This window comes from Flavobacterium xizangense (assembly GCF_054075145.1).
On the sequence record NZ_JBSIPG010000001.1, the window covers coordinates 671027 to 696275 of the forward strand.

Below are 25249 nucleotides of genomic sequence, written 5' to 3' on the forward strand. Positions count from 1 at the left end.
TTTTTTAATTCGTGCTAATTCGTGACCCCGATAGCTATCAGGAGTGGCGAAAAAACTTTATTTCAACAACCCAATCTTCCTTTTCCATTCCTCATAAAAAGGCGGATTTGTCAGCATTAAATTCCCTTCTTTATCTAAAAAAACCTGAACAGTTTCGCCCGTGCAGGCAACTTCGCCTTGAGCGTCGATAATTTTGAAACGGTAAATTATTTTCGCGGCCGGAGTATCGACAACTGTGGTTTCGATTGTTACAACATCGCCGTAACGCAAAGACAATTTATGTTCGCATTTTGATTTTACAATTGGAGTAGTGTAACCCGTTTTTGCAATGTCCAAATATGTAAGTCCGTGTTGACGTCCAAAGGCCTCACGACCGTCTTCAAAATAGGTAATATAATGGCCATGCCAAACAATTCCAAGCGGATCAGTTTCGTTAAAACGAATTCTGATTTCGTGCGAAACGGTTAAGTCTGAGGCTTCGTTATACTGTTCTTTTCTTTTTGTCATAAAATAAGGCGATCGAAGTTGTGATTATAAAGAACAAAAATAGCAAACTTATTTTTGGAATGATTTCGATGAAAGAAACGTTGCGCAATAAAACATCATAAAAGGCTTCTAATCCCCAATTCATAGGTGAAGATTTGGCAATAATCTGCATCATTTTGGGCATTACAAAAACCGGAACCCAAACACCTCCAATTGCGGCCAGAATAATTACGCTTGTCGCACCAAACGGCGCCGATTGTTCCTGCGTGCTTGCAACAGTTCCCAATAAAATTCCGAAACCAATTGCTGCGAAACCTGAAAATAAAGCGACAACACTCATTAAAAACAAATGACCTTCGATATTTAACGGAGGCAGACCAATATGAGGAAATAGGAAAATCGCAACAGCAACCATCATATAAAATTGAATCATACAGATGATAGAATACGTAATGGTTTTGCCAATAATCACAACTAAATTCGAAACGGGATTAGTCAATAAACGAACAAAAGTTCCTTGCGATTTTTCTTTTACAATATTAATAGACAACGGAATCACAATAAAAAATATCGCAAAAAGCGTCCACGCCGGAACGTTGTGCTGTACCGAATTAGGTAAGACTTCTTTATTGTTAATTTTCGGAATTATTTCTTTGAAAGTAATAAAATTTTTTTGATCGAATTTCACATTTTCTTCTCCCAACTGATTTTGAAAAGTAGTATAAATGGACTTAGTTTCGATTTGGGAAATCATTTTGTCAATCGAACTCATTACCGAATTTTTGAAACTCAGCTGAACCGCCGGATCAAAATATAATTTGACTTCTTTTTGAGTTATAATTTTTTGTTTTTCAGGTTTTGAAACACTGTCCGTAAAACCCATTTTGCTTACAATGTTTTCTACATTCTGATCAACTTTGGCTTGCAAATCTGCGCTTAAGTTTTTTGGAATTATGATCGCCAATTGAAACTTTCCTTTGTACACATTTTCTCTGGCAACTTCTTCGGTAATTGTTTTATTGTCGAGCTGTGTTACAACGCTGAATAAATTATTCTTTTGAAGATTATCAAAAACGGTTTTCGACACAGAACCTTTATCATTGTCAACCAATAAAATCTGAATTTTGTTATCGCTTACGGTTTTAAAAGTACTGTCCTGGATGATGGTAACCGTGATGACCAAAACCAAAGGCATGATAAATAAAATAATCAATCCGCCTAAATCTCGTTTCAGTAACAAGAATTCTTTTACTATCGACATCCAAATTTTATATAGCATCTCGCAAGTCTTTACCGGTTAATGAAATAAAAACGTCTTCGAGATTTCGAGCATTTTCTGTCGAATCAATTAGGGTTTTTGGTGTTCCTTTTGCATAAATTTTGCCTCGGTCTAAAATGGCAATATTCGTGCAGAAATCTTCGGCTTCCGCCAAATGATGTGAGGTATAAATAATCGTAGTTCCGTTTTGATTTAAAACTTTAAGATAATCGATAATGGCATTTTTCGACTGCACATCAACACCAACAGTTGGTTCATCCAAAAACAAAACTTTCGGGTTGTGCAGAATTCCGGCAATCAAATTCACACGGCGTTTCATTCCGCCAGAAAAAGTATGAATTTGTTTATCAGCGAATTTTAATAAACCTAAAAGATCTAAAGTTTCGATGACTTTATCTTTTAAATCGTAACCTTTCAAACCGTACATACTTCCAAAATAATGCAGATTTTCTCTCGCTGTTAAAGTCGGATATAACGCATATTCCTGAGGTACAACGCCAATGATTTTTTTGATTTTGGATGAATGATGCTGATAATCTAAATCATCAATTGAAAAATGTCCCGAAGTGGGTTTTATCAATCCGCAGAGCATTGAAATTAAAGTGGTTTTTCCGGCACCATTTGGACCTAATAATCCAAAAATCTGACCTTCATTTATATCCAGCGAAACATCGTTCAAAGAAAACTGATTCGCATCTTTGTACTTTTTCGAAAGAGATTCTATTTTTATAATGGAATTCAAAATATAACTAGCTGATTGCTTTTTTTAGTTTTTTGAAAAAGATTTCTTCACGATTCGCGATGTCCAGAAGTTCATCGGCAATGGCGTTATAGGCATCTTCTTTGGCACTTCTATTTTTGTAAATTCTGGAAGCTTCAACGGCAAAATCGCGCCATGAATCGCCAATTTGTGTCATTTCTTTCGAAAGATTTTTTAATTCTTCATTTCCTAAAATAACCGAAGCTTCCTGTAAAAAAGCCGCGTAAATAAATCGGAAACCACCACCTCCGGTTCCAATTTCTTCCTGCATACGTACCATTTGTGCCAGATAATGATTTGCTTTTCTGACACCGTGTTTAGCAGGCCATTTTCTGATTCGGCGGGAAACAAATCTAATTCCACGGACACCTACAATTGGCATTGGTGCCAGCATAGTTCGACACGTATCTTTGATTCCTTTAATGATCGCACTTTTGAAATCAACTTCACTCGGAATCTGAATCGGGTAATACATTTGTCCGCGTGGGGCAAAAGCACCTTTGGCAAAACGGACTTTATCCATTTCATCGTGAGTCAAAGTCGTAACAGTTTCCATCACCGGATCGCTAATCAAATAATCGGTTTCGGTTTTGCCGTAAACAACTAAATTATGGGCATTGAAATGAAAGCGATATTCATCAGGAAAATAGCTCAAATGATAAACGCCAACTTGCAGTCCGGTTGGGATATTATTTTTCAAATTTTCTTCTAAAGCTTTGTTTGCATTGGCAACCGAAGAAAATTTTTGTCTTTTAATTTTAAGATTTAAACGGTTTGCGACTTTATTAAAAATATGCCCAGGCATAGTTCTATAGCTGATTGCCGGCGCATGATTTACTTTTAAAAAAGGCAAATACACAAATAAAAGCCCGGAACCAATTCCGAAAACCATCGGTTCACTGATGTTGAGTCCGCTGTTTTTTAAGAGGTTTGAAGCTACTCCGTTTTCACAATGAGCAGATTGATGATGTGTAAAAGAAACTTGCATTAATCTGTTTTAAAGTTTTTTAATTCGGCTATCGAAATATCAAAAGCGTCGGCATATTTTTGTAAAGTTCTGTCGTTTAGTTTTGCAAAAACGGCAGGTTTAAAATGTCTTTTCACGCGCCATTTCCACATTTCCACATATCCAGCAAGAATTGAAAGATCCATTTTGTTGAGTTCCATAAAATAACAAATCGGACTCAATTCTCCGCTTTGAACTTTGATTCTGGCTTCTTCGGCACGTTCTTTTATATCGTCGATTGCGTTTGAAAGTGCAATGGCTTTTGGTTCCCAGCCGGTGCTCAAAGCGGTTGTGTAATTACCGTTTTCGTCAGTAGCATAAACCAATTCTTTGAGATTTTTTTTGCTTAAATTTCCATCGTGCTGCGGTACATTTTCTTTTTCCATGACGGGATTTATTTTCGATTTAGCATTATGTTGTTATCGAAATTGTCTTTTGAATAAACAAATTAATTTCGCATTCTAAAAGTATTTTTTCTTCGAATAAACTTTCGCAACTCATCGTGCATAAAGTATAATCGTCGCCAACAAATTTGGAAACCAAAGTTGCTTTGGTCGTTATGACATCGCCAACTTTTGGCAATGCATGTATTTTTAGATTTTTTAAAGCGCTGATAAAACCAATAACATTTATGTTTTCATTTTCGGTTCCGTCTTCTTCAAAAAAGTATTTTTTCCCAACAATTGAGGAACAGGTTTGCGCTGTATTTTCGATTAAACCGGCTTCTATTAAAATGCCATTATCAACAAAAATATTGTCTTCTTTAATTAAAAATTCGGTTTCAACTGAAGTGGCATCAATTTCCAAAATCAAATCAACCATGAGCATCGGTGCTCGGTGCGGTAAATAATTTTGTATGTCGATTCCAACTTTCATAGGTCGTATTATTTTGCTAAAACAGTTTTCATTTGTCCGCTTGCAATTTCTTCATCATTCAAAAATGTCACAATATCCACTAAAGTTACTCCTGCAAATTCCTGCAAAATGGTAACATTCGACTGAATTGTATCGTTGATTTCAGGCAATTTTTTAATCTGAATATCTTTAATAGAACCAATATAGCCAGTTGGAGCAGTTTCGTTTTTTAAAAAAAATTGATAACCGGTATGCAAAGCAACAGATTGGGCCATGTGTTCAATTAATCCGGCTTCTAAAAAAGAATTTTCTTCTAAAAAAATATTGCTTTCCTGAATTTTCAAACCAGAAATTAATCCTGTTTCTGAATAGGAAACCATGCGATCTACCATTACAAAAGGAAACTTTTGCGGAAGCAGATTTTCAACCGCTTCTTTTTCTAAAAGTACTGAAGCATTCATTAGCAAACGGTTAAATACGCATAAGCAAATGAAAAACGTCCGCTTTCTGGAACTGACAATAAAATTTTGTCTCCTTTTTTTAATTTTCCAGAATTCATCAATTCTTCAACTGCAATATAAATCGAAGCTGAGCCGACATTTCCAACTTTTAAAAGGTTCATGAACCATTTTTCAGATGGAATTACAACTCCTTTTTCGTCTAGTCCTTTTTTTAGTCCTTCAACAAAAAAGTAAGAAGAAACGTGTGGCAAAAAGTAATCAACATCGTTGGAAGTAACATTATGTTTTGCCATGGCGTCGCACATACTTTCGACACCTTTTGGCAGAATAAATTCGTCTAATAATTTTACATCTTGTTTTACTGCAAAAACAGATTCGTTCAGCCATTGTTCAGGTTTGAAATCGCTCCAGGGTTTGATGTCGCCATTTTCTGTTTTGTCTCCTCCGGCATACATGCAGGCTTCTAATTCGAATGCATACGAATAGGCTTCCATCCATTCGATTTTTAAAGAAACAGTTCCGCTTGGTTTATTTTCCAATAAAAAAGCACCAGCTCCGTCAGATAACATCCAACGTAAGAAATCTTTTTTGAACGCAATAATTGGTTGTTCTTCCAGATTTTTTAAGTTGATGATTTCATGATTGTATTTTTGTGCCGAAAGCCAGGTCGAAACTTTTTCAGATCCTGTACAAACTGCATTTTTAGAATTTCCAGATTTTATCGAAAGAAAACCATATTTTAAAGCATTCATTCCAGAACAACAAATTCCAGAAGAAGAGTTTAATTCAACCGATTTGTTTTTCAATAATCCGTGAACCATTGCTGCATGCGAAGGTGCAAAAACATCTGGCGACGAAGTGCCGCAGGAAAGAACTTCTAAATCCTGATCGGTGAAATTTTCATCAAACAGCTGTGAAATCGCATTTTTAGCAAGTTCAGCATTGCTATGCGTGCTTTTGCCATTTTTGTCAACGGCATAATATCGGCTTGTAATTTTATTATTGCGCAAAATAATGCGTCTTGCTTTTGAAGCAGTATCGTTTATTAGTCCTAAATAATTCTCCATTTCATCGTTTGAAACAGCTTCATTAGGCAAATATTTTGCGGCTTTGGTAATATATACGTCAAACATAATATAATTTTCTCCTCTTCTAAACTCCTTGATAGTATTGAGTTTCTTTTTTTATAGTTTTAATCTTAAACGGATAGCTAATAACATGCAATATATATACTATTGGCGAGATTACCCATATTGCAAGGAATAAATAAACATAAAATAATTTAAGAAGCAGTTTTCTGTTTTTTTGATTCTTATGAATGAAATTAGACCATTTATTAAAGATTTTATTAGCCGTTTTGTCTACAGTCACTAAATACGGACTGATTTTTACGGCTCCAATTTCGGCTAACTTTGGTTGTAAATCTTCTAATTTATTTTGTTTAAATTGTGAAAGCATCACTTCGCCGAATTTATCTGATTCTTGAATGTCTTTATCAGAAACTCCTGGTAACGGGAAAAACCCTAAATACCGTTTCTTAATTCCTGAAAACATCCAGTTTACAATAGTGATTACGCTAATTAAATTTCCAACGCGATCGACTAACGCAACATTTCCAACCAATTTTGCATTGGCTTCCTGCAATAAAACTTTGACTTTTTCCTGTGCCATTATCCACATATTTCTGGAACCATTTATAGTAATAACGGGAGTACTGTTTAGAATATTTTTACCGTCAGCACTTTTCAGAAAAGAGTTCATAGGAATGGAAGGCGTTAAATACCAAACCTGATAATGCAATAAAATAAGGTCGAATTTTGTGTTCAGAATTTCGTCCGGAACTGGTTTTAAAGCCGTTGGAATTTGAAGAAACGATTCTGGGAAAGCATCAAAAAAAGTAGTTTTGTTCCAAGGAAAAGGAAAAGGTTTTTCTAATTGAATTTCATGAAAAGTTACTTTTATTTCATCTGAATTTAAAAAGGGTTTGGCAATATTACGCGCAATGGATTCTAGTTGTCCAGATTGAGAATAAAAAATAACGAGAACATTTTTCATTTTAGGTTTACTTTCTTTGGTTGCGAGCAAAAATAAGTAAATTATTTTAAACGAATTTTCTTGTTTAGTGTTTCGTTTTATAAGTTTTTTTAAGCTCGGATTTGTGTTGCGTTTTTAATCTCGCAAAGACGCGAAGTCGCAAAGTTTATTTTCAATAGCCGCTAGCTTCAGCTAGGGGAATAAGATTTGAATAAGAAAGGGCTTTAGCCAAACTTTACGATTTGGCTAAAGCCCTGTGATTGTGTCTATATTTTCATCCAGCTAAAGCTGGACGCTATTGAATCTTACTTTAAAAAAACTTTGCGACTTCGCGTCTTTGCGAGATTCTTTACTCACTATGTCACATCATTCCAAAAATCAAAATAGTTGAACCATTGCAGTGGATATTTCTGTAAGATGCTTTCAACGCTTTTTACGTATTCTTTTAATAAACCTTTTTCGTCGCGATGTTTTACTGTTGCTTCTCTCGCGTATAAATGATAATGAAGATTTGGTTCTTTCATTACATATACAAATACAACAGGAACTTTTAATCTTGAAGCGATTAAAAATGGGCCTGCTGGAAAATTAGCTTCTTTACCCAAAATTTCTTCAGAAAGTGATTTGGTTCCTTCAAAATAACGGTCGCCAGTAAAACAAACTAGTTCGTTATTGGCCAAAGCCGCATTGATCTCAAAAATATGAGATAAATCGTCTTTGATGATAATAAATTTTACGGATGATTTTTGCGTAACGCTTTCCAGATAATGCTTAATTGCAGAATGTTCCAAATCTGTTGTTACAAGATTGATTTGAAAATCAAGATCGATGTCGCCAAAAAAATGTTCGGCGATTTCAAAATTTCCAACGTGCGCACTTATTAAAACGCCACCTTTTTTCTCGGCCAAAAGTTTTTTCAGGATTTCGATTCCGTCAAATTCATAAGTGAATTTGTTTCGCATTCCGGCTGAAATCGAAACTTTGTCAATAATAGTTTGTCCAAAAGTGTAATAACTTTTGAAAACCATTTTTTTTGATTGAAAATAAGAATACTGAAGTCTTTCTCTGAAATAGTAAAAAATTGCCTGATTGCTTTTCTTCAGAAACAAAAAGTAATAAGAAGCAACAAAATAAAGTAAGACATAAGCAGATTTCACACCCGTTTTTTGTATCAAAAAAACGAATATTTTATAACCTAAAACAGTACCTTTTGATTTGCCATCCCATTGACTCATTAAGCAGCTTTAGCTTTTAGTTTGGCTTCGATCAAATCATAGAAGTTTTGAAAAGTTGCAATTCCAACGAAATCAGCCTCAACTAGTTTTACACCAAAGTTAGATTCTATTGAAACGACTAAATCAACATAATCTAAACTGTCTAATCCAAGTGTATCTTTTAAATTAGCATCTGGTTCAATTTCATCATTATCTACTTCAAACTCATCAACCAAAAAACCATTAATTTTCGTTATAATCTCTTCTTTATTCATTGTCCAATTTAAACTTTTTAACCACCAACGCAGAGTTGGTTCCTCCGAAACCGAAAGAATTGGACAAAAATATGTCAAATTTTTTGTTTAACGTCGTTTTAACTAAATTTAATTTCATCGCATCTTCATCTGGATTTTCCAAATTGATGTTTGGCGCAATGAAATCGTTCTGCATCATAATAATAGAATAAATGATTTCGCTTGCTCCGGCCATCCAGCATTCGTGGCCTGTCATTGATTTTGTAGAACTTACAGGAGGATTTTTCTCACCAAAAACTTCAAAGATAGCTTTAGCTTCGTTTGCATCTCCAACCGGAGTTGAAGTTGCGTGCGCATTTATATATTCAATTTCTGATGCATTTAGCTTTGCATCGTCAAGAGCTCTTTTCATTGCTGTGGCTGGTCCTTCGACATTTGGAGTTGAAATATGTCCGCCGTTTGATGAAAATCCGTAACCGGAAACTTCGGCAATAATATTGGCGCCTCTTGCAATTGCCGATTCGTAGCTTTCTAAAATTAACGTCGCACCACCGCCGCTCGGAATCAATCCGTCACGTCCGGCGTCAAAAGGTCTTGAGGCTTTTTCAGGCTCGTTTTCTCTATTCGAAAAAACACCCAAACCATCAAAACTGCTCATGGCATATTTGTTGATTTCCTGGGCTCCGCCAGTAATTATAATATCCTGAAAACCACTTTTTATTAAAAAATAAGCCAATCCGATAGAATGAGATCCGCTTGCGCAGGCCGCGCTTACGGTTAAATTGATTCCACGAAGTTTAAAAATCGTTGAAAGATTCATCGTAACGGTAGAATTCATCGATTTAAAAATGGCACCAGAACCAATTAAGGCAGTATCTTTTTTCTCGCGGACAATATCTGTAGCATCAATAATAGCTTTAGAAACGCTGTCGTTTCCGTACATAATTCCAACTTCTCTTTCTTCAAAAAAAGCATCGTTGATATTCGCATTTTTCAATGCTTCGATAGTCGCCATATAAGCATACTCGGTTTCTTCACCAATGCTCATACGCTGTCTGCGAGTCAATAAATTTTTTAAATCAGCTTTTGGAACCATTCCGGTCAAAGCCGACTGGAAACCAAATTCTTTTCTTTCTGGATCAAATTTAATTCCGGATTTCCCTTCGTATAAAGATTCCTTTACTTCATCTAAAGAAGTTCCGATACAAGAATAAATTCCCATTCCAGTAATTACAACTCTCTTATTCATTGTCTTTCAAAGTAATTTTTTATCCTTAAAGTGTGATTTTCTATGTTTTAAAAAACTTAAAATATTATGCAAACATAGTATTCTTAAGAATATATTCCTCCGTTTATATTAATAATTTCGCCGGTAATATAACTTGATTTTTTAGAAATCAAAAAGCTTACCAAATCAGCAACTTCTTCTGCTTCTCCAAAACGATTTACAGGAATTAGTTTTAATAATTCTTTTTCGTCGAGTTGGCTTGTCATATCAGTTCTGATAAAACCTGGCGCAACAGCATTTACTGTAATGTTTCGTTTTGCCACTTCCTGAGCCAAAGCTTTTGTAGCGGCAACAATAGCGCCTTTAGCAGCCGAATAATTAGTTTGTCCGGCAGTTCCTTTAACTCCCGAAACCGAAACCATATTTACAATTCGACCATATTTGTTGCGCAGCATTTTTTGAATGAAAAACTGCGTTACATTAAAAAATCCGTTTACACTTGTGTTCACAACTCCGTTCCAGTCTTCGGGAGTCATCCACATAAAAAGACCGTCTTTTGTAATTCCGGCATTGTTTACAATCGCTTCAACTAGAGCTTCAGGATTGGCGCCCTGCCATTTTGTTAAAACATCTTGTACTTGTTCAAAATTAGAAACGTCAAAACCCAGAATTTCTCCGGTTGCGCCTAATTTTTGTATTTCCTGAAGTGTTTCTTCAGCAGCGGTTTGGTTAGAATGATAATTAATCAGAATATGATAATCAGATTCAACGGCTAATTTTTTGCAAATTGCACTTCCAATTCCTCTTGAACCGCCTGTTACTAATACACATTTCATTTATGTTGATTTTATTTTGGGCTAAATATTATTTTTTCTTGCTGACCGGTTTTTTTGCTGGTTTTGTAGCAGTTTTTGCTGGCTTGGTTTCTTCTTTAGGTTTTTCTGCTACAGCTTCAACTGTTTGATTTTTTTCTGATTTCGAAAATAATTCAGCATTTTCAAACCATTGATTGCTTAAAACTGTTCCGTCTGGTTTAAGAAAACCCCATTTTCCTTCGTTTTTTACTCTTGCAACACCATCAATAAATCCTTTGTCTTGCTGTGTAAACATGGCGATAATGGCATTTGTTGTAATTCCGTATTGTGTCGGGATTACTATTTTTCCGGTTTCATTTATGAATCCCCAATTGCTTTCTTTCACCGGAGCCAATCCGTTGGAACTGAAAACTTCGGCATCATTGTAAGTTGGTTCAATTACAAATTTTCCTTCCGGATTAATAAATCCCCATTTTTTTCCAACTAAAACCGGCGCCAGGTTTTTTGAGAACGCTTTTCCTTTATCATATATAGGTAGAATTGTCCAATTTCCTTTTAAGTCAATATAACCGATTTTTCCGTTTTTTTTAGCAAATGTCAAATCCTGCGTTTCAAAATCCCAGATTTTTTCAGCACCGTCAACAGGAATAAATTTCCCTGAACTTACAAGACCGAAAGTTTTATCTTTTCTTGCCCAGGTTGTGTTTTTGAAATAATTTCCAATTTCAGCATAAACAGGTTCAACAAGTTCTTTTCCGGCTGTGTTTATGATTCCCCAGTTTTTGTTCAGTTCAACTCTGGCAAAACCATTTTCAAAAGGTTTGATCTGATCGTATTTTGGTTCTAAAACAACAGTCATTTTATTATTGATTAATCCAACTTTGTTGTTTTGTCTGATAAAAGCAACGCCATTGTCAAAATCAAATAATTTTTCTGAAGCTGGAGCTTTTTGAACTTCGCCTTTTGTATTAATGTAAACCCACTTTTTATCTTTTTGTACGATTGCAATTCCGCTGTTAAAATCTTTGGCATTATTAAACTCGGCCGGAATTACCCAAGTTCCTTTTGCATCAATAAATCCCCATTTTCCGCCATTTTCTACAGCAGCCAACCCTTCAGAAAAACTTCTGGCAGATTTGTATTGAGGTTCGATTTTAAAAGATCCGTCTTTGGAAATATATCCGATTTTTGAATTCTTTTTAACTAATGCCAGTTCTTGACTATTAACAAATTGAATGAAAACTAGCAACAAAAAAATAAGCGGTTTTTTCATGATTTTAAGATTCAATAATTAATATGCGAAAAAAAATTTAGCTGTTGATCAGATAATCTTTTACTTTTTGAACAAAAGGATACATAACCTGATCTTCTTTAAATTCCGGAATAATATGGCGAACATCATCGTACCATTTTTTAGTAACCGATGAAATTTTATCTTTCTGACCTAAATAATCAATTGCCTGAACGATGGTAATCATTTCAATAGCCAAAACTTCAAAAGCATTTTCGATTACTTTTGAGGTAATAACCGCTGCATTTGTTCCCATACTTACAATATCCTGATTGTCATTGTTGTTTGGAATCGAATGCACATACATTGGGTTCGACAACATTTGACTTTCGGCAGTTGTTGAGGTTGCTGTAAACTGAACACCCTGCATTCCGAAATTAAATCCTAATGTTCCTAAGTTTACGAATGGAGGAAGAATTTCGTTGATTTTTGAATTCAGTAGATAATTCAATTGACGTTCTGCCAGCATGGTTAATTTTGTAATAACAATTTTCAGTTTGTCCATTTCAAGCGAAATATAATCGCCGTGGAAATTTCCTCCGTGATAAACGTGTTGGTTTTTTACATCGATAATTGGGTTGTCGTTTGCCGAGTTGAATTCGTCTTCTAAAATCGAAGCAACATTATTAATCGTTTCTAAAACCGGTCCCAAAATTTGTGGAACGCATCTTAAAGAATAATACTCCTGAACTTTTTCTTTGAAAATTTCTTCGGTGTTTTCTCCAGAATATAAATGATCTTCACGTTTGCGGATTAAAGTACTGTCAGAAAGATTTTGTCTCATTCTTTCTGCGATTTCCTGTTGTCCTTTATGACGTTTTGTTTGGTTTAATTCTGCCGAAAAATGATCGTCATACGCCTGAACCAATTCGTTTATGGCACAAGAAGATTTTAATGACCAGTCTAATAATTTTTTAGCATGATGAACATTCACAACACCAATTCCTGTCATTACCGAAGTTCCGTTGATTAAAGCCAAACCTTCTCTGATTTCAACCTGAATTGGTTTTAAATCTTCAATTGCAAAAACATCTTTGGTTGGTCTTCTTCCGCCTTTATAAAAAACTTCACCTTCGCCGATTAAAACTAAAGCTAAATGTGATAATTGAACTAAATCGCCACTTGCACCAACGCCACCGTGTTCAAAAATTAGAGGTGTAATATCTCTGTTAATTAATTCCGCCATCAAGTGGATAACTGAAGGATGAACTCCAGAATTCCCTAATGAAAGTGTATTCAAACGTGCCAAAATTGCCGCTTTAGCACAAACAGGACTTAATGGTTTTCCCGTTCCGGAAGAGTGGCTTCGAATTAAATTATATTGCAACTGAATTTGGTCTGACTCTTTAATTCTATATTGAGCCATTGGCCCGAAACCAGTGTTTACGCCATATATTATTTTGTTCCCCGAAAATTCTTTCAGGAAATTAAAGCTTTCATTTACTCGATTTAAAACGACATCACTGATTGCAACTTTATTATTTCCAAAAATGATTGACTCGAATTCTGCTAAACTTAAATATTCATTAATTGTGTTCATTAAACCGTATTTGATTGTGCTAATTTAATTTTATTTATCAAAATAAATGTAGTTATTTTGATGATGGCAAATGTAAGTTAATAATTCATAACATTTTTATTATGACAAAGGAGTTTGTTGATGTTTTAGTGATTGGTGCAGGACCTTCGGGATGCGTTTCGGCATCGTATCTTCATAAAAATAATGTCAAGGTCAAAGTTGTAGAAAAAGCAAAATTTCCGAGACTTGTGGTCGGCGAAAGCCTTATTCCGCGAGTGATGGATCATTTTGCGGAGGCGGAGCTATATGATGCGTTAAACGCAATGAACTTTGAAAAAAAATTAGGAGCCCGTTTTATCAGAGGCGAAGAAATTTGTGTTTTTGATTTCAGTCAGAAATTTGGAGAAGGCTGGGATTGGACCTGGCAGGTTCCGCGCGCCGATTTTGACAACACAATGGCGCAGGAAGTAGTTAGAAAAGGAATTGACTTAGAATTTGAAACTGAAGTTCTGGAAGTTTCTTTTGAAGGAAAAAAATCGAAAACAATTGTAAAAGACAAGGATGGAAATTTAAAAGAAATTCACGCTAAATTTATTGTTGATTCCAGCGGATATGGACGTGTTTTGCCACGACTTTTAGATTTAGATACGCCATCAAAACTAGATCCGCATTCTTCGATTTTTGCACATGTTAAAGATATAAACAGAGAAGAAGGCGAGGAGGGAACTCAAATTTCGTTTGATATTTTGGAAACTGAAGTTTGGCTTTGGGTAATTCCGTTTTCAAATGGAAATACCAGTTTAGGAGTTGTTGGTCCGACGGATTTTATTAATTCGCTTTCTGAAAATAAAGATAACGCTGAAGCTTTGCGAAATGCAATTCAGAAATCAGACTATTATATTAAAAGATTTAAAGGAACTGAATTTTTATTTGAACCAGTAAAATTGGAAAATTATTCAAGAGCTGTAAAAAGAATGTATGGTGACGGTTTTGCTTTGACAGGAAACAGTTCTGAATTTCTTGATCCTGTTTTTTCATCCGGAGTAGCTTTTGCAACCGAATCAGGAATGTTGGCAGCGAAATTATATTTGAAAGAATCACAAGGAATCCCTGTTGATTGGGAAGTTGAATTTGCGCAATATATGAAACGCGGAATAGCAGTTTTCACCACTTATGTTCAAGAATGGTACACAGGAAACTTACAAACATTGTTTTTCCATCAGCCTGAAAATCCTGAAGTAAAAGAGAAAATATGTTCGGTTTTAGCAGGATATGTTTGGAATGAAGAAAATCCGTTTGTGAAGAAACATGATCACGTAATAGCAAATATGGCGTATTTACTAAATATGCAAAAAGAACAAAGCCCTGAATAATCAGGGCTTTTTTTATGATTTTATTTGAATGCTTTTTTCAATAAAAGTTTAGATAACGATTTTGCTGTTTTGGCATATCCTTCACCAATTCGGGTTTCGTTATTGAAATTATTTCCCCATTGATCTCCCGGAGCTTCTATGCTTGAAATTTCTAATAAAACATTAGACTTGTTGGCTGTTTCTACGAAAGACAAAACAGTAGTCACCTTTGCTGGTTGTTTCATAATTCCGGCATCCCATCCTGGATAAATCCATACTGTTTTTACAATTAAAGTATAAGGAGTTTTTAAACCTTCCTGAAAATTTACGTCTTTACCTGCTTTGGCTAATACAATATTTCCTATTTCTAAAAATTTTGGAGTCCAGATTTGGTCTTTGGCAACAACCCATCTTTTGTGCCAAAGATTTCCGTTTCCTTTTGCTTTTTTATCTAAATCGGCTTTGTGTTCTTCAACATATTGTGCTTCCGGTTTGTTTTCTTTCATCATAGTAAAATTACTATAATCAAATTCTACGTTGATTTCTTTTTGATCTTTTAAAAAATCAAAGTTTCCATTTAAAATTTCCATGTCCTGACAGAAAGCAGTTGCTGAAATAAAGAAACAGGCAATAATTAGTTTTTTCATTTGTTAGGTTTGTTAGTTTATTTTTTTGGCCAAAAATAACCAAATCGGTCAGATTATGGTTTTTTCTCTTGAAAATTTTATCAAATAAAAAAAGGCTGTCTAATCATCAGACAGCCTTTTAATCTTCAAAAAATAATATAGTAAAAAATTATACTACCAGAATTTAACGTACAGTGCAACAATAATCAATAATGTAATTACGATTAAAACTGTAGTTTGTGGTTTTACTTTAAACATTTCAGAGTCAATTTCAAACGCTTTTGGATTTACTTTTGGTCCAGCAAAACTGATTCCGATCATAGCCAGCATCGTAAAGAAGAATGATAACCCCATACAAATATGGAAAGGAATTTCAAAAGCTCCTTTTCCGTTAGGATAAGCAGTATAAAGTAAAGTTTCGTTTCCGAATAAAGCAGGTGCATATTCGTTGAATAAAACAGATAAAACAAATCCTAAAATTACACCCACGATTGCTGCAGTTCCAGTTGTTCTTTTCCAGAACATACCAAGGAAAAACATAGCGAAAACTCCAGGGCTGATGAATCCAGTGTATTTTTGGATATAGGTAAATCCACCAACTCCTCCAATTCCTAAAATATCATTCCATGTAAATAAAACAGCTAAAAGCATTGCAGCAAAAACCGCAATTCTACCAATGTTTACTTGTTGTTTTTCACCCGCTTCTTTTTGAATGTATTTTTTATGAACATCTAATGTGTAAATAGTCGAGATACTGTTTACTTTTCCAGCTAACGAAGCTACAATTGCCGCAGTCAAAGCTGCAACAGAAAGTCCTTTTAAACCTGTTGGCAGGAAAGTTAAAATGGCTGAGTAAGCTCCATCTTTTCCTCCAACTAATTGAGGCAATTCTCCGTTTTGGTATAAAACATAAGCTGCAATACCAGGAAGCATCACGATAAGAGGCATTAATAATTTTAACATACCAGCAAACAAAATTCCTGTACGAGCCGTTTGTAAATCAGCACCTAAAGCTCTTTGTGTGATGTATTGGTTACATCCCCAATAGTTTAAGTTGATGATCCAGATACCAGCAAGGTAAGACATCAAACCTGGGAAAGTTAAATATTTGTCTATTTCAAGTTGAGATGAAGTCGCTGTTGGTCTTGGAATGATCATTTTGAAATGCTCAGGTGCCTCTCTCATTAAAACCTTGAAACCTTCAATCGCATTTTCTCCAACTCCAAAAGCGCTTCCAACAGTTGTCAAAGCAATATAAGAAGTTACTAAACCTCCAATAATTAAAACCGCAACCTGAATAACGTCTGTATAAGCTACAACTTTCATTCCTCCTAAAGAGATGAATAAAGCAAAAACAGCCAATCCAATCATGATTACATGCAGATATTCTCCACCTGCAAGTCCGTTAATAGCAACAGCTCCCAAATAAAGGATAGAAGTTAAGTTTACAAAAACATATAAAAACAACCAGAAAACTGCCATAATCAAAGCAGTCGATTCGTTGTAACGTGTTTTTAAGAATTGAGGCATCGTGTAAATCTTGTTTTTAAGATAAACAGGAATAAACCAAACCGCTACTATAATTAAAGCAACAGCAGCAAGCCATTCGTAAGCAGCAACTGCGATTCCTAAAAAGAAACCTTCACCGCTCATTCCGATGAATTGTTCAGCCGAGATATTTGAAGCAATTAAAGAAGCTCCAATAGCCCACCAAGTTAAATTTCCTTCAGCCAAGAAATAAGCTTTAGCATCATGTTCGTCTTGTTTACGCTTGCGGTAAACGCTGTAACCGTAGGCAGAAACTACGATGAAATAAATAATAAAAACCGCATAATCGGCGAAAGCGAGGTTCTGGTTCATTGTTAATAGTATTTTAAAAAATTAGTATAGGTGATTGTTTGTAAAGTGGTTTTATAAATTCATTTTTAATTATAATTTCCGAAACCTATTATTTTGTTGGTTTATCTTGTTAAAACTAAGATATCTGTTTTTATTCTGTTATTTTTTTATGAAAATAAGAACGAAAGCCAAAAGTATAATAAAATTCCATATCTACACCATTTACAAATGTGTTTTTTACATTTATAATCGATTTATTATGTTAAATTTTAAAACAGCTTTGATTTTAGCACATTTTCAAGTCTGTTTTTAAAGACTTTTATAGTGTACATCAGATTGCTGTCTTAAAATTTCGGCACTTCTTTCAGGAGTTATGTCTCTTTGTGATTCTCCCATCATTTCATAACCAACCATGAATTTTTTAACCGTTGCTGATCTCAATAATGGTGGGTAAAAATGCATATGGAAATGCCATTCAGGATGTTTTAGCCCATCTGTTGGCGCTTGATGAATTCCAGAGGAATAGGGGAAAGAAGTACTGAATAAATTATCGTATTTAATTGTAAGCTGTTTTAAGATTTTAGCAAAGGCAGTGGTTTCTTCTGAAGTAAAATCAGTGATTTTTCCAAAAGTTCTTTTGCTTAAAATCATGGTTTCATAAGGCCAGATTGCCCAAAACGGGACTAAAGCCACAAAATGATCGTTTTCGATTACGATACGTTCTCCTGATTTTAATTCTGCCTGAAGATAATCTTCAAGAAGCGTTCTGTTGTTTTTATCGAAATAAGATTTTAAACTGTTTTGCGTTTTTTCAACTTGCGTTGGCAAAGAGGATTGCGCCCAAATTTGTCCGTGCGGATGCGGATTGCTACAACCCATTACACTTCCTTTATTTTCAAAAATCTGAACGTGGTTGATATATTTAATACTTCCTAAATCAGTATATTCTTTTTGCCATGTTCTGATGATATTCTCAATTCCATCAACTTCCATTTCTGGCAAAGTCAGATCGTGTCTTGGCGAAAAACAAACTACTCTTGAAATTCCTTGTTCCGGTTTTGCTTTAAAGAAAGTATGTTTGATATCTTCTTCAAAAATAATTTCATCCTGTTTCATGGCAGCAAAATCATTTTCGAAAACAAAACTGCTTTCATATTTCGGATTGTTCATTCCGTTGGCACGAACATTTCCAGGGCATAAGTAACAAGTTGGATCATACTTTGGCAAAGCTTCAGTAGCGATAGTCTCGTTTTGCCCTTGCCAAGGACGTTTTGCGCGATGAGGTGAAACTAAAACCCACTCGTTAATTAAAGGGTTAAAACGTCTGTGAGGATCTTCGTTAATGTCAAAATTTTTCATTGTAATGTGTTGTGGTATTAAAGTAGTTGTGTTCCGTTTGATATTTTTACATCATAGAATTTTAATTCAATTCCAAATGTATCTAAATAAAGATTTGAAAACTTACGTTTTATCTCATTTTCATATCCTTTTTTAATTAAATTTATCGTACAGCCACCAAAACCGCCACCCATTAAACGAGAACCAATTACCGCATCATCAGCTTTTGCAGTATCTACAAGCATATCCAATTCTTCGCAGCTTACTGCATATTCTTGAGATAAACCGTAATGCGTTTCAAAAAGCAATTGTCCTAAAAGTTCTATATTTCCTTTGTCAAGCGCCTCACATGCTTTGATTACTCGGTTGATTTCTTTTACAACAAAATGCACTCTTTTAAAAACAGTTGGATCAAATTTATCCTTAATGCTTAAAAGCTGTTCTTCTTTACAATCTCTAAAAGTTTTTACTTCAGGAAAATGATTTTTTATAATCGCTAAACCTTGCTCGCACTCGATTCTTCTTGTATTATATTCTGAAGTAAAAAGAGAATGTTTCACGTTGCTATCCATTAAAATCAAAGAATAATCTTTGAAATCAGCATTGTGATATTCAAATTCCAATGTGTTGCAGTCTAATTTAATTACTTTGTTGTCAAGACCGTGAACGCTTGAAAACTGATCCATAATTCCGCAGTTGATTCCAACCCAGTGTTCTGCTTTTTGTCCTAATAATGCTATATCTTTCTTTTCAATTTTTAAGTCGAAAAGTGCTGCTATACCGAAAATCATTCCGCACTCTAAAGCTGCCGAAGACGATAATCCAGATCCAACCGGAATATTACTACTGAAAACACAATTGAAACCTTCAAAAGAAAATCCGTTATCCTGAAGTTGTTTGATAACGCCACGAATATAATTGGTCCATACGGCATCGTTTAATTCGATTTTTTGAGTCAAATCGATTTCAAATTCTTCATTTAAATCGATGGCGATTATTTTAGATTTTTGAGTGTTGTTTTTCTCAAAAGCAAAACAAATTACTTTGTCAATTGCGGCTGGCAAAACGTAGCCGTCGTTATAATCAATATGTTCTCCAATAATGTTGATTCTTCCTGGAGAAAGTACAATTTTTTGAGGAGCAGACCCGAAAGTTTTCTCAAAAAATGCTGTGGTGTTTTGAATTAAAATCTCATTCATTATTTAGTAATTGTAATAGTATTTTCTTGTAATTTATTTGATGTTGCTTTTAGGGCAATTTTCTTTTTCAGGTCTTTTGTTTTCAGAATAATCGTTGCAATTCCGGCTTCAGCCTGAATAGGATTTTGACCAATGATTTCTGCATTTCCTTCGCTTAAAGCAAAAGTAACTTCGTTCGTTGCTGTTGGAATTACTGTTCCGTTTTCATCAGTAATTTTGGCATAAACAAAAATCATATCTGGAAATTCCGGATTGATTTTTACTGAAGAAAGATCATAACTTAATTCAATTTTCGAAGCTTTTTCAGGAGTTTTAACACTATTTGAAGCCACTTTTTTTCCTTTGATAAATCCTTCAGCACGCAAAGTTCCCGCTTGAAATGCGCTCACTTTAAAAATGAACGGAGCATGTTCCAGTTTGTCGCTGTTGTTATTTAAAGTTGGTTTTTCCTTAGAAATTAAAATGTCATTTACATACAAAGCCACTTCATCACAATTGCTGTAAACGGTAACATTTAATGGCGATTCCGGCGTCCAGAAATTGGCAATATTGACTATTGGTCCAGAGAGTAATTTTTTATCCAAAACCACATTAGCATCGCGCTGACTTTGATAAAAATAGTAAGCGAACTTCGGAATTCTGAAAATATCACTGATTCCAGAACTTTCTAAATCTGGGCTGTAACCTCGGTTGTAATCAAACATAACCCAGTTTGCTTCTCCAATTGTTGATGCTCCTTTTCGGTTAGAGTTTGATGCTTCCTGAAAATTGTACGCTTGTTGTAATAAACGTTTTTCACCAGCGCTTCTTAATTGACGTGAAGTTCTTTCTTCTTCTTTTAAGTTGGCAAATTCCGTTTGGTTGAAACCTGCGTTTTGTGCGTAATATTCCCAATCGCCATATTCTGCAATGAAGATTTTACGGTTTCCTTTGTTGTATTTTGTCCAATAATCTGGCGCTTTTGCATGCTGACGTGCCGGAATAAAGATGTCGTAATTGTCGTTGTCGATCCAGCTTGCACTATAATTATGATCAAAAGGCAATTCTTCTTTTAAGGTTTTTGTCGCTTCTTTCATAAATTCTGGCGACATATTGGTTTCGTTTAATGAAGCTTCCCAGAAAATAATACTCGGATGATTTCGGTCTCTTCTTGCCATATCACGAATATCCTGATAAGCGCTTTTTTGAAATTGCTCTCCGCCAAAAAACTGCCATCCAGTCAAGCTGTTCATGACTAAAATTCCCAATTCGTCGCAGGCATTTAAGAAAGCTTCGGCGTGCGGATAATGTGACATACGTACAAAATCAAAGCCTGCATTTTTAATTTTTACCGCATCACGATATTGCGCTTCATCAGAAATGGCATAACCTAAATACGGATATTCTTGATGTTCGTTTGTTCCGGTGATGTAGATTTTTTCGTCATTCAAATAATAACCATCGGCTTTTATTTCTGATTTTCTGATTCCGATTTTTTCTGAATAAGAATCCACAACTTTATTGTTCGAAATAATCTGAACTTCTAATTTGTATAAATTCGGATTATGAATCGACCATAATTTTGGAGTTGCAACCGAAATATTTTGCGTCAAGACAAAATCAGCATTCGGTTTAACCGAAAAAATATCCGATTTGATTTCGTTTTTTTTGCCTTTATTATCCGTTAAAATAAATTTTAAAAATGCTTTTTGTTCTGCTTCAAAATCATTTTGCAAATGCACCTGAACAGTTCCCGAAGCTTCATTTTTATTGATGTTTTTAAAATTCACATAAAGACCTCCGCTCGCCACTTTATTAGCATTTACAGCATCGGTAATATGCAATTTTGAAGCCGTAATGAAATAAACATTTCTGTAAATGCCACCATAGTAATTAAAGTCTAAATCTTTAATTGGTTTCCCAGGTAAAAAATCCGGATTGTCTTCGTTGTTGACTTTTACTTTAATTGTGTTTTCATTATTGGCATTCAAATATGGCGTAACATCAACCGTAAAAGGCAAATAACCGCCTTTATGATTCGTTACTTTTTTATCATTAATCCAAACATCTGCTTCCTGCATCACACCTTCAAAATAAATAAAGGCTTTTTGATCTTTTGAAATTGCAGTTTTGAATTTTTTCTGATACCAAGAGGTTCCCTGAAATTGTTTTATTACAACTAGTTTCTCTAATCGAGCAGTATGCGGAATCGTTACTTTTTCCCAATCCTGAGCTGGAGTTTCCTCTCTTTTAAATTCCCAATCAGCACCAAAGTTTACTTTTGTACGGGATTGCGCCTGAATTTTTCCGAAAGAAAAAGTAAGCAGAAATGATAAAAGGAAAAATATATTTTTTGAAAAGGTATTCATTTTGTAAAATTTAATTTTTGAAAGCATCTAAAGCCGGTGAAGGTTTTCCGTCAGAAAGCCAAGCGCTTAATTGATAACCGCTCCAGCTTTTTTCGCCTTCAGGTTCCCAATAAATTACACCTAAACCTTTGTTGTTTGGAACACTTTTAACCGCTTTTATAGTAGCTTCAAGCATTTCCTTGGTGTTTTGTACCAAAGTATAATCACCGCCAACTTCAACAACCATAACTTCTTTATTGTATCGCGAAGCCATATCTTTTAAATTATTTTCTAAATCTAGAATGGTGCTTTTGTAATCGGTTTTAATCCAGTATGGATAATAGGACATTCCAATTACATCGTATTTTACATTGTTTGCAGTGGCTTTGTCAAAAAACCATCTGAATTTTTCGCTCTTGTTTCCTTCGTCTAGATGCACGACCACTTTTATTTTTGAATCGATTGCTTTTGTCGCATCATAACCTTTATTAAGTAATTGTGCCAATTGTCCAAAATTGTCTGAACTTCCTTCCGGCCAAAGCATTCCACCCGGAATTTCATTTCCAACCTGAACCCATTCTGGAGTTACGCCGGCTTTTTTTAATAAAGTCAATACATCGAAAGTGTGAGTGTAAACATCATTCAAAAGTTCAGCAAATGAATGTTTTGCCCAAGCTGCAGGTTTATTTTGTTTGCCAGGATCTGCCCAGGAATCGCTGTAATGAAAATCGATCATAATGCGCATACCCATCTTTTGGGCACGTACCGCCATCAAAACAGTTTCTTCGGGACTGCAATGTCCGCTTGCTTTGTCATTATTCGGGTTTACCCAAACACGCAAACGGATCGTGTTGATTCCTCTGTCTTTTAATAATTGCAGACAGTCTTTTTCTTTTCCATCGGTATCATAAAATTTATAACCAGTTGCTTCCATCTGCGGCAACCAGCCAACATCGGCGCCTTTTGCAAAACCATTTACTTGAGGTTTTATTTCCTTGCTGTCTTTTGTTGTTGTGCACGAAGCGAAAACAGCAACAGCAATAAGGCTTAATAATAATTTGATCTTCTTCATAAATCTTAAATTACATGTTCAAATTTGTAAATTGTTTTTTGATGATATTCTTCTCCTTTTTTCAAAATTGAATTCGGGAAATGTTCGTGATTTGGTGCATCGGGAAAATTTTGCGTTTCAAAACAAATTCCGCTTGACGGATGATAATTTGAATTTTCTTTTCCTTTCAAAGTGTCAAAACAATTTCCGCCTACATATATATGTACACTTGGCTGATCGGTGTAAACACTCATTTTTAATTTTGTTTTCGGACTGTATAATGTCGCCACAACATCATTTGAAGGTTCAATTACAAATGAATTGTCAATAGATGCCGGACAGTTTTTTCCTGTTCTGAAATCAAAATCATGACCAGAAACAGTTGTGAATTTGCCAGTTGGAATATTTTCCGAATTTGTTTCTAAAAATTGATCCGAAACAATAGTCATTTCCTGATCCAAAACAGTAGAATCATGACCATTCAAATTAAAATAACTGTGATGCGTCAAATTAATAACCGTATCTTCAGTAGTTGTTGCTTTATATTCCAACTGTAGTTCGTTTGCTTCTGTCAACGTATATTTTAAATCAACGTGTAAAGCACCAGGATAATTTTGGTCCAAATTTTCACTTAAAAGACTAAAAGTAATCGAAGGATTTTCACCAGAAGTTATATCAGTTACATTCCATGCTTTTTTTCCAAAACCGACATTTCCGCCATGCAAAGCATTTCCGTTATTATTTCCTGCCAATTGAAATGTTTTTCCATTTAATGTGAAAACACCTTTATTGATTCTTCCCGCATAACGACCGACAGTTGTACCAAAATAAGGCGCACTCGGCAAGTTGTACGAAGCGATATAAGACTCTAATGTATCAAAACCCAAAACCACATCAACCAGTTTTCCATCAACAGGAATTTGCAGCGAAGTAACAGTTGCGCCGTAATTGATTAACTGCACTTTCATTCCGTTTTTATTTGACAATTCAAAAGAAAGAATTTCTTCGCTATCAAGCGTTAAACCAAACGATTTGAAAGCAGAAGCATCTTTAAAATGCGATATATGTTTTATTTCCATGCTATTTTTAACAAAAGTGAAATTCAAAAATAGAAACATTTTAAACGTTTACATACCAGTACCTACCAGTTTTTTGTATATTGCACCAAAATTTCAATTTCTATGAATATTATTTCAATTCAGAATAACATTGGTTTGCCAAAATATAAGCAGATAATTCTTTCAATTGAAAAAGCGATTGATGAGGAAAAATTAGTAAAAGGAGACAGGCTTCCATCCGTAAACAAGGTTTGCCTTGGTTTTTCATTATCACGCGATACTGTTTTATTGGCTTATGATGACTTAAAAAAAAGAGGAATTATTTATGCCATTCCGGGCAAAGGTTATTATGTTAAAAGCGTTGAAACCACTATAAAACAAAAGGTTTTTTTACTTTTTGATGAATTGAATATTTTTAAAGAAGACATTTATAATTCGTTTTTAAAAAATATCGGGAAAAATGTTCAGGTTGATATTTTCTTCCATCATTTCAATATTCAGGTTTTTCAAAAGCTCATTAACGACAGCAATGGCAATTACACAAAATATATTATTATGCCAACAAATTTGCTCGATACTGCGGCTTCGATAAAAACCCTACCAGTAAACGAAGTTATCATACTGGATCAAACCAATCCCGATTTGAAAGCCTATCCGGCGATTTATCAAAATCACGAAAAAGATATTTTTGAAGGTTTGTATAATGCAAAAGCAAGATTGAAAAATTACAAAAAACTTATTTTAATTTTCCCAGGATTCAGAGAACCGCTCGGTATGAAAATAGGGTTTGAGGCTTTTTGTTCCGAATATGATTTTGTATACGAAATCATAAGCGAATTTACAGACCGAAAAATTGCTGTTGGCGATGTTTATATTATCCCGACTGATCGTGAATTGGTTCATGTAATTGAAAATGCAAGAAATCAGAATTTGAGATTAGGGAGTGATTTTGGCATTATTTCTTATAATGAAACACGATTGAAAAAAATAGTCGCAAACGGAATTACTACAATTTCGACTCATTTTGAAACAATGGGAGAAATTTTGGCAGAAATGGTTTTAAAAGGAAAAAACAAACAAATCGAAAACAAATCTTCTTTGATCATGCGAAATTCTTTGTAATATTTATCACTGCGTGTTTTTGTTTTAACACATAGAAACATAGCTTTTGTTTTCTTAAAAAAGGCGTTTCACTTGCATAAACAAACATAGAAATACTTCTTGGCTATGTGTAAAGAAACTAGTTTCTTTTTTTTA

General features: G+C 34.6%; 24 protein-coding genes. 2 read left to right on the forward strand and 22 right to left on the reverse strand.

Annotated elements, in window-relative coordinates:
• Positions 1 to 57: 57 nt before the first annotated feature.
• The 15 genes from ACWA1B_RS02835 to ACWA1B_RS02905 form a co-directional block, all read right to left on the reverse strand.
• Positions 58 to 507 (reverse strand): acyl-CoA thioesterase, encoded by a 450-nt coding sequence (locus ACWA1B_RS02835; RefSeq protein ID WP_456904376.1) that lies wholly within the window; start codon positions 505 to 507, stop codon positions 58 to 60.
• Positions 482 to 1765 (reverse strand): ABC transporter permease, encoded by a 1284-nt coding sequence (locus ACWA1B_RS02840; RefSeq protein WP_456904377.1) that lies wholly within the window; start codon positions 1763 to 1765, stop codon positions 482 to 484. The genes ACWA1B_RS02835 and ACWA1B_RS02840 overlap by 26 nt, the downstream gene beginning before the upstream one ends.
• On the reverse strand, positions 1755 to 2507 hold the full coding sequence (locus tag ACWA1B_RS02845) for an ABC transporter ATP-binding protein (RefSeq protein WP_456904378.1): 753 nt from the start codon (positions 2505 to 2507) through the stop codon (positions 1755 to 1757). The genes ACWA1B_RS02840 and ACWA1B_RS02845 overlap by 11 nt, the downstream gene beginning before the upstream one ends.
• Positions 2508 to 2514: 7 nt before the next feature.
• Positions 2515 to 3513, reverse strand: coding sequence for a BtrH-related acyltransferase DarH (locus ACWA1B_RS02850; RefSeq protein WP_456904379.1), 999 nt, complete (start codon positions 3511 to 3513; stop codon positions 2515 to 2517).
• Positions 3513 to 3917 carry a flexirubin biosynthesis protein DarG gene (locus tag ACWA1B_RS02855; protein ID WP_456904380.1) on the reverse strand — a complete coding sequence of 135 codons (405 nt, stop codon included), beginning with the start codon at positions 3915 to 3917 and terminating at the stop codon, positions 3513 to 3515. The genes ACWA1B_RS02850 and ACWA1B_RS02855 overlap by 1 nt, the downstream gene beginning before the upstream one ends.
• Before the next feature lie 25 nt (positions 3918 to 3942).
• Complete coding sequence (locus ACWA1B_RS02860) at positions 3943 to 4407, reverse strand: ABC transporter permease (protein ID WP_456904381.1); 465 nt, start codon at positions 4405 to 4407, stop codon at positions 3943 to 3945.
• Positions 4408 to 4415: 8 nt separating this feature from the next.
• Positions 4416 to 4847: a hypothetical protein gene (locus tag ACWA1B_RS02865; protein WP_456904382.1), complete on the reverse strand. Its 432-nt coding sequence runs from the start codon at positions 4845 to 4847 to the stop codon at positions 4416 to 4418.
• Positions 4847 to 5980 carry a dialkylresorcinol biosynthesis protein DarB gene (locus tag ACWA1B_RS02870; protein ID WP_456904383.1) on the reverse strand — a complete coding sequence of 378 codons (1134 nt, stop codon included), beginning with the start codon at positions 5978 to 5980 and terminating at the stop codon, positions 4847 to 4849. Before ACWA1B_RS02870 ends, ACWA1B_RS02865 begins: the two co-directional genes overlap by 1 nt.
• Positions 5981 to 5999: 19 nt before the next feature.
• Entirely contained in the window at positions 6000 to 6902 is a 903-nt protein-coding gene (locus ACWA1B_RS02875) for an NADPH-dependent FMN reductase family protein (protein ID WP_456904384.1), read from the reverse strand.
• A gap of 335 nt (positions 6903 to 7237) precedes the next feature.
• A complete protein-coding gene (locus ACWA1B_RS02880) occupies positions 7238 to 8116 on the reverse strand; it encodes an LpxL/LpxP family acyltransferase (protein ID WP_456904385.1) in 879 nt (292 codons plus the stop codon).
• Positions 8116 to 8370 carry an acyl carrier protein gene (locus tag ACWA1B_RS02885; RefSeq protein ID WP_456904386.1) on the reverse strand — a complete coding sequence of 85 codons (255 nt, stop codon included), beginning with the start codon at positions 8368 to 8370 and terminating at the stop codon, positions 8116 to 8118. The genes ACWA1B_RS02880 and ACWA1B_RS02885 overlap by 1 nt, the downstream gene beginning before the upstream one ends.
• Positions 8363 to 9598 carry a beta-ketoacyl-[acyl-carrier-protein] synthase family protein gene (locus ACWA1B_RS02890; RefSeq protein WP_456904387.1) on the reverse strand — a complete coding sequence of 412 codons (1236 nt, stop codon included), beginning with the start codon at positions 9596 to 9598 and terminating at the stop codon, positions 8363 to 8365. The genes ACWA1B_RS02885 and ACWA1B_RS02890 overlap by 8 nt, the downstream gene beginning before the upstream one ends.
• Positions 9599 to 9681: 83 nt before the next feature.
• Positions 9682 to 10413: a flexirubin biosynthesis SDR family reductase FlxB gene (fabG, locus tag ACWA1B_RS02895; RefSeq protein WP_456904388.1), complete on the reverse strand. Its 732-nt coding sequence runs from the start codon at positions 10411 to 10413 to the stop codon at positions 9682 to 9684.
• A 28-nt stretch (positions 10414 to 10441) separates the two neighbouring features.
• Positions 10442 to 11665 (reverse strand): WG repeat-containing protein, encoded by a 1224-nt coding sequence (locus ACWA1B_RS02900; protein WP_456904389.1) that lies wholly within the window; start codon positions 11663 to 11665, stop codon positions 10442 to 10444.
• A gap of 37 nt (positions 11666 to 11702) precedes the next feature.
• Positions 11703 to 13223, reverse strand: coding sequence for a flexirubin biosynthesis tyrosine ammonia-lyase FlxA (locus ACWA1B_RS02905; RefSeq protein WP_456904390.1), 1521 nt, complete (start codon positions 13221 to 13223; stop codon positions 11703 to 11705).
• 101 nt (positions 13224 to 13324) lie between these two features.
• Here ACWA1B_RS02905 and ACWA1B_RS02910 point away from each other — a divergent pair, with 101 nt between their 5' ends.
• On the forward strand, positions 13325 to 14575 hold the full coding sequence (locus tag ACWA1B_RS02910) for an NAD(P)/FAD-dependent oxidoreductase (RefSeq protein WP_456904391.1): 1251 nt from the start codon (positions 13325 to 13327) through the stop codon (positions 14573 to 14575).
• A gap of 20 nt (positions 14576 to 14595) precedes the next feature.
• Here ACWA1B_RS02910 and ACWA1B_RS02915 read toward each other — a convergent pair whose 3' ends face one another.
• The 7 genes from ACWA1B_RS02915 to ACWA1B_RS02945 all read right to left on the reverse strand — a co-directional run bounded on the left by ACWA1B_RS02915 (position 14596) and on the right by ACWA1B_RS02945 (position 24013).
• A complete protein-coding gene (locus tag ACWA1B_RS02915; protein WP_456904392.1) occupies positions 14596 to 15201 on the reverse strand; it encodes a hypothetical protein in 606 nt (201 codons plus the stop codon).
• Positions 15202 to 15354: 153 nt separating this feature from the next.
• Complete coding sequence (locus tag ACWA1B_RS02920) at positions 15355 to 17040, reverse strand: sodium/sugar symporter (protein ID WP_456904393.1); 1686 nt, start codon at positions 17038 to 17040, stop codon at positions 15355 to 15357.
• 288 nt (positions 17041 to 17328) lie between these two features.
• A complete protein-coding gene (locus ACWA1B_RS02925) occupies positions 17329 to 18378 on the reverse strand; it encodes a UDP-glucose--hexose-1-phosphate uridylyltransferase (protein ID WP_456904394.1) in 1050 nt (349 codons plus the stop codon).
• Between the two features lie 17 nt (positions 18379 to 18395).
• A complete protein-coding gene (gene galK, locus ACWA1B_RS02930; RefSeq protein ID WP_456904395.1) occupies positions 18396 to 19556 on the reverse strand; it encodes a galactokinase in 1161 nt (386 codons plus the stop codon).
• Entirely contained in the window at positions 19556 to 21904 is a 2349-nt protein-coding gene (locus ACWA1B_RS02935) for a glycoside hydrolase family 2 protein (RefSeq protein WP_456904396.1), read from the reverse strand. Before ACWA1B_RS02935 ends, galK begins: the two co-directional genes overlap by 1 nt.
• Positions 21905 to 21914: 10 nt before the next feature.
• Positions 21915 to 22955, reverse strand: a complete 1041-nt coding sequence (locus ACWA1B_RS02940; protein ID WP_456904397.1) for a glycoside hydrolase family 53 protein — start codon at positions 22953 to 22955, stop codon at positions 21915 to 21917.
• Positions 22956 to 22960: 5 nt separating this feature from the next.
• The gene (locus ACWA1B_RS02945; RefSeq protein WP_456904398.1) at positions 22961 to 24013 is read right to left on the reverse strand and encodes an aldose epimerase family protein; all 1053 of its coding nucleotides are present in this window, start codon (positions 24011 to 24013) and stop codon (positions 22961 to 22963) included.
• A 102-nt stretch (positions 24014 to 24115) separates the two neighbouring features.
• Here ACWA1B_RS02945 and ACWA1B_RS02950 point away from each other — a divergent pair, with 102 nt between their 5' ends.
• Positions 24116 to 25114 (forward strand): GntR family transcriptional regulator, encoded by a 999-nt coding sequence (locus tag ACWA1B_RS02950; protein ID WP_456904399.1) that lies wholly within the window; start codon positions 24116 to 24118, stop codon positions 25112 to 25114.
• The last annotated feature ends 135 nt before the right edge of the window (positions 25115 to 25249 follow it).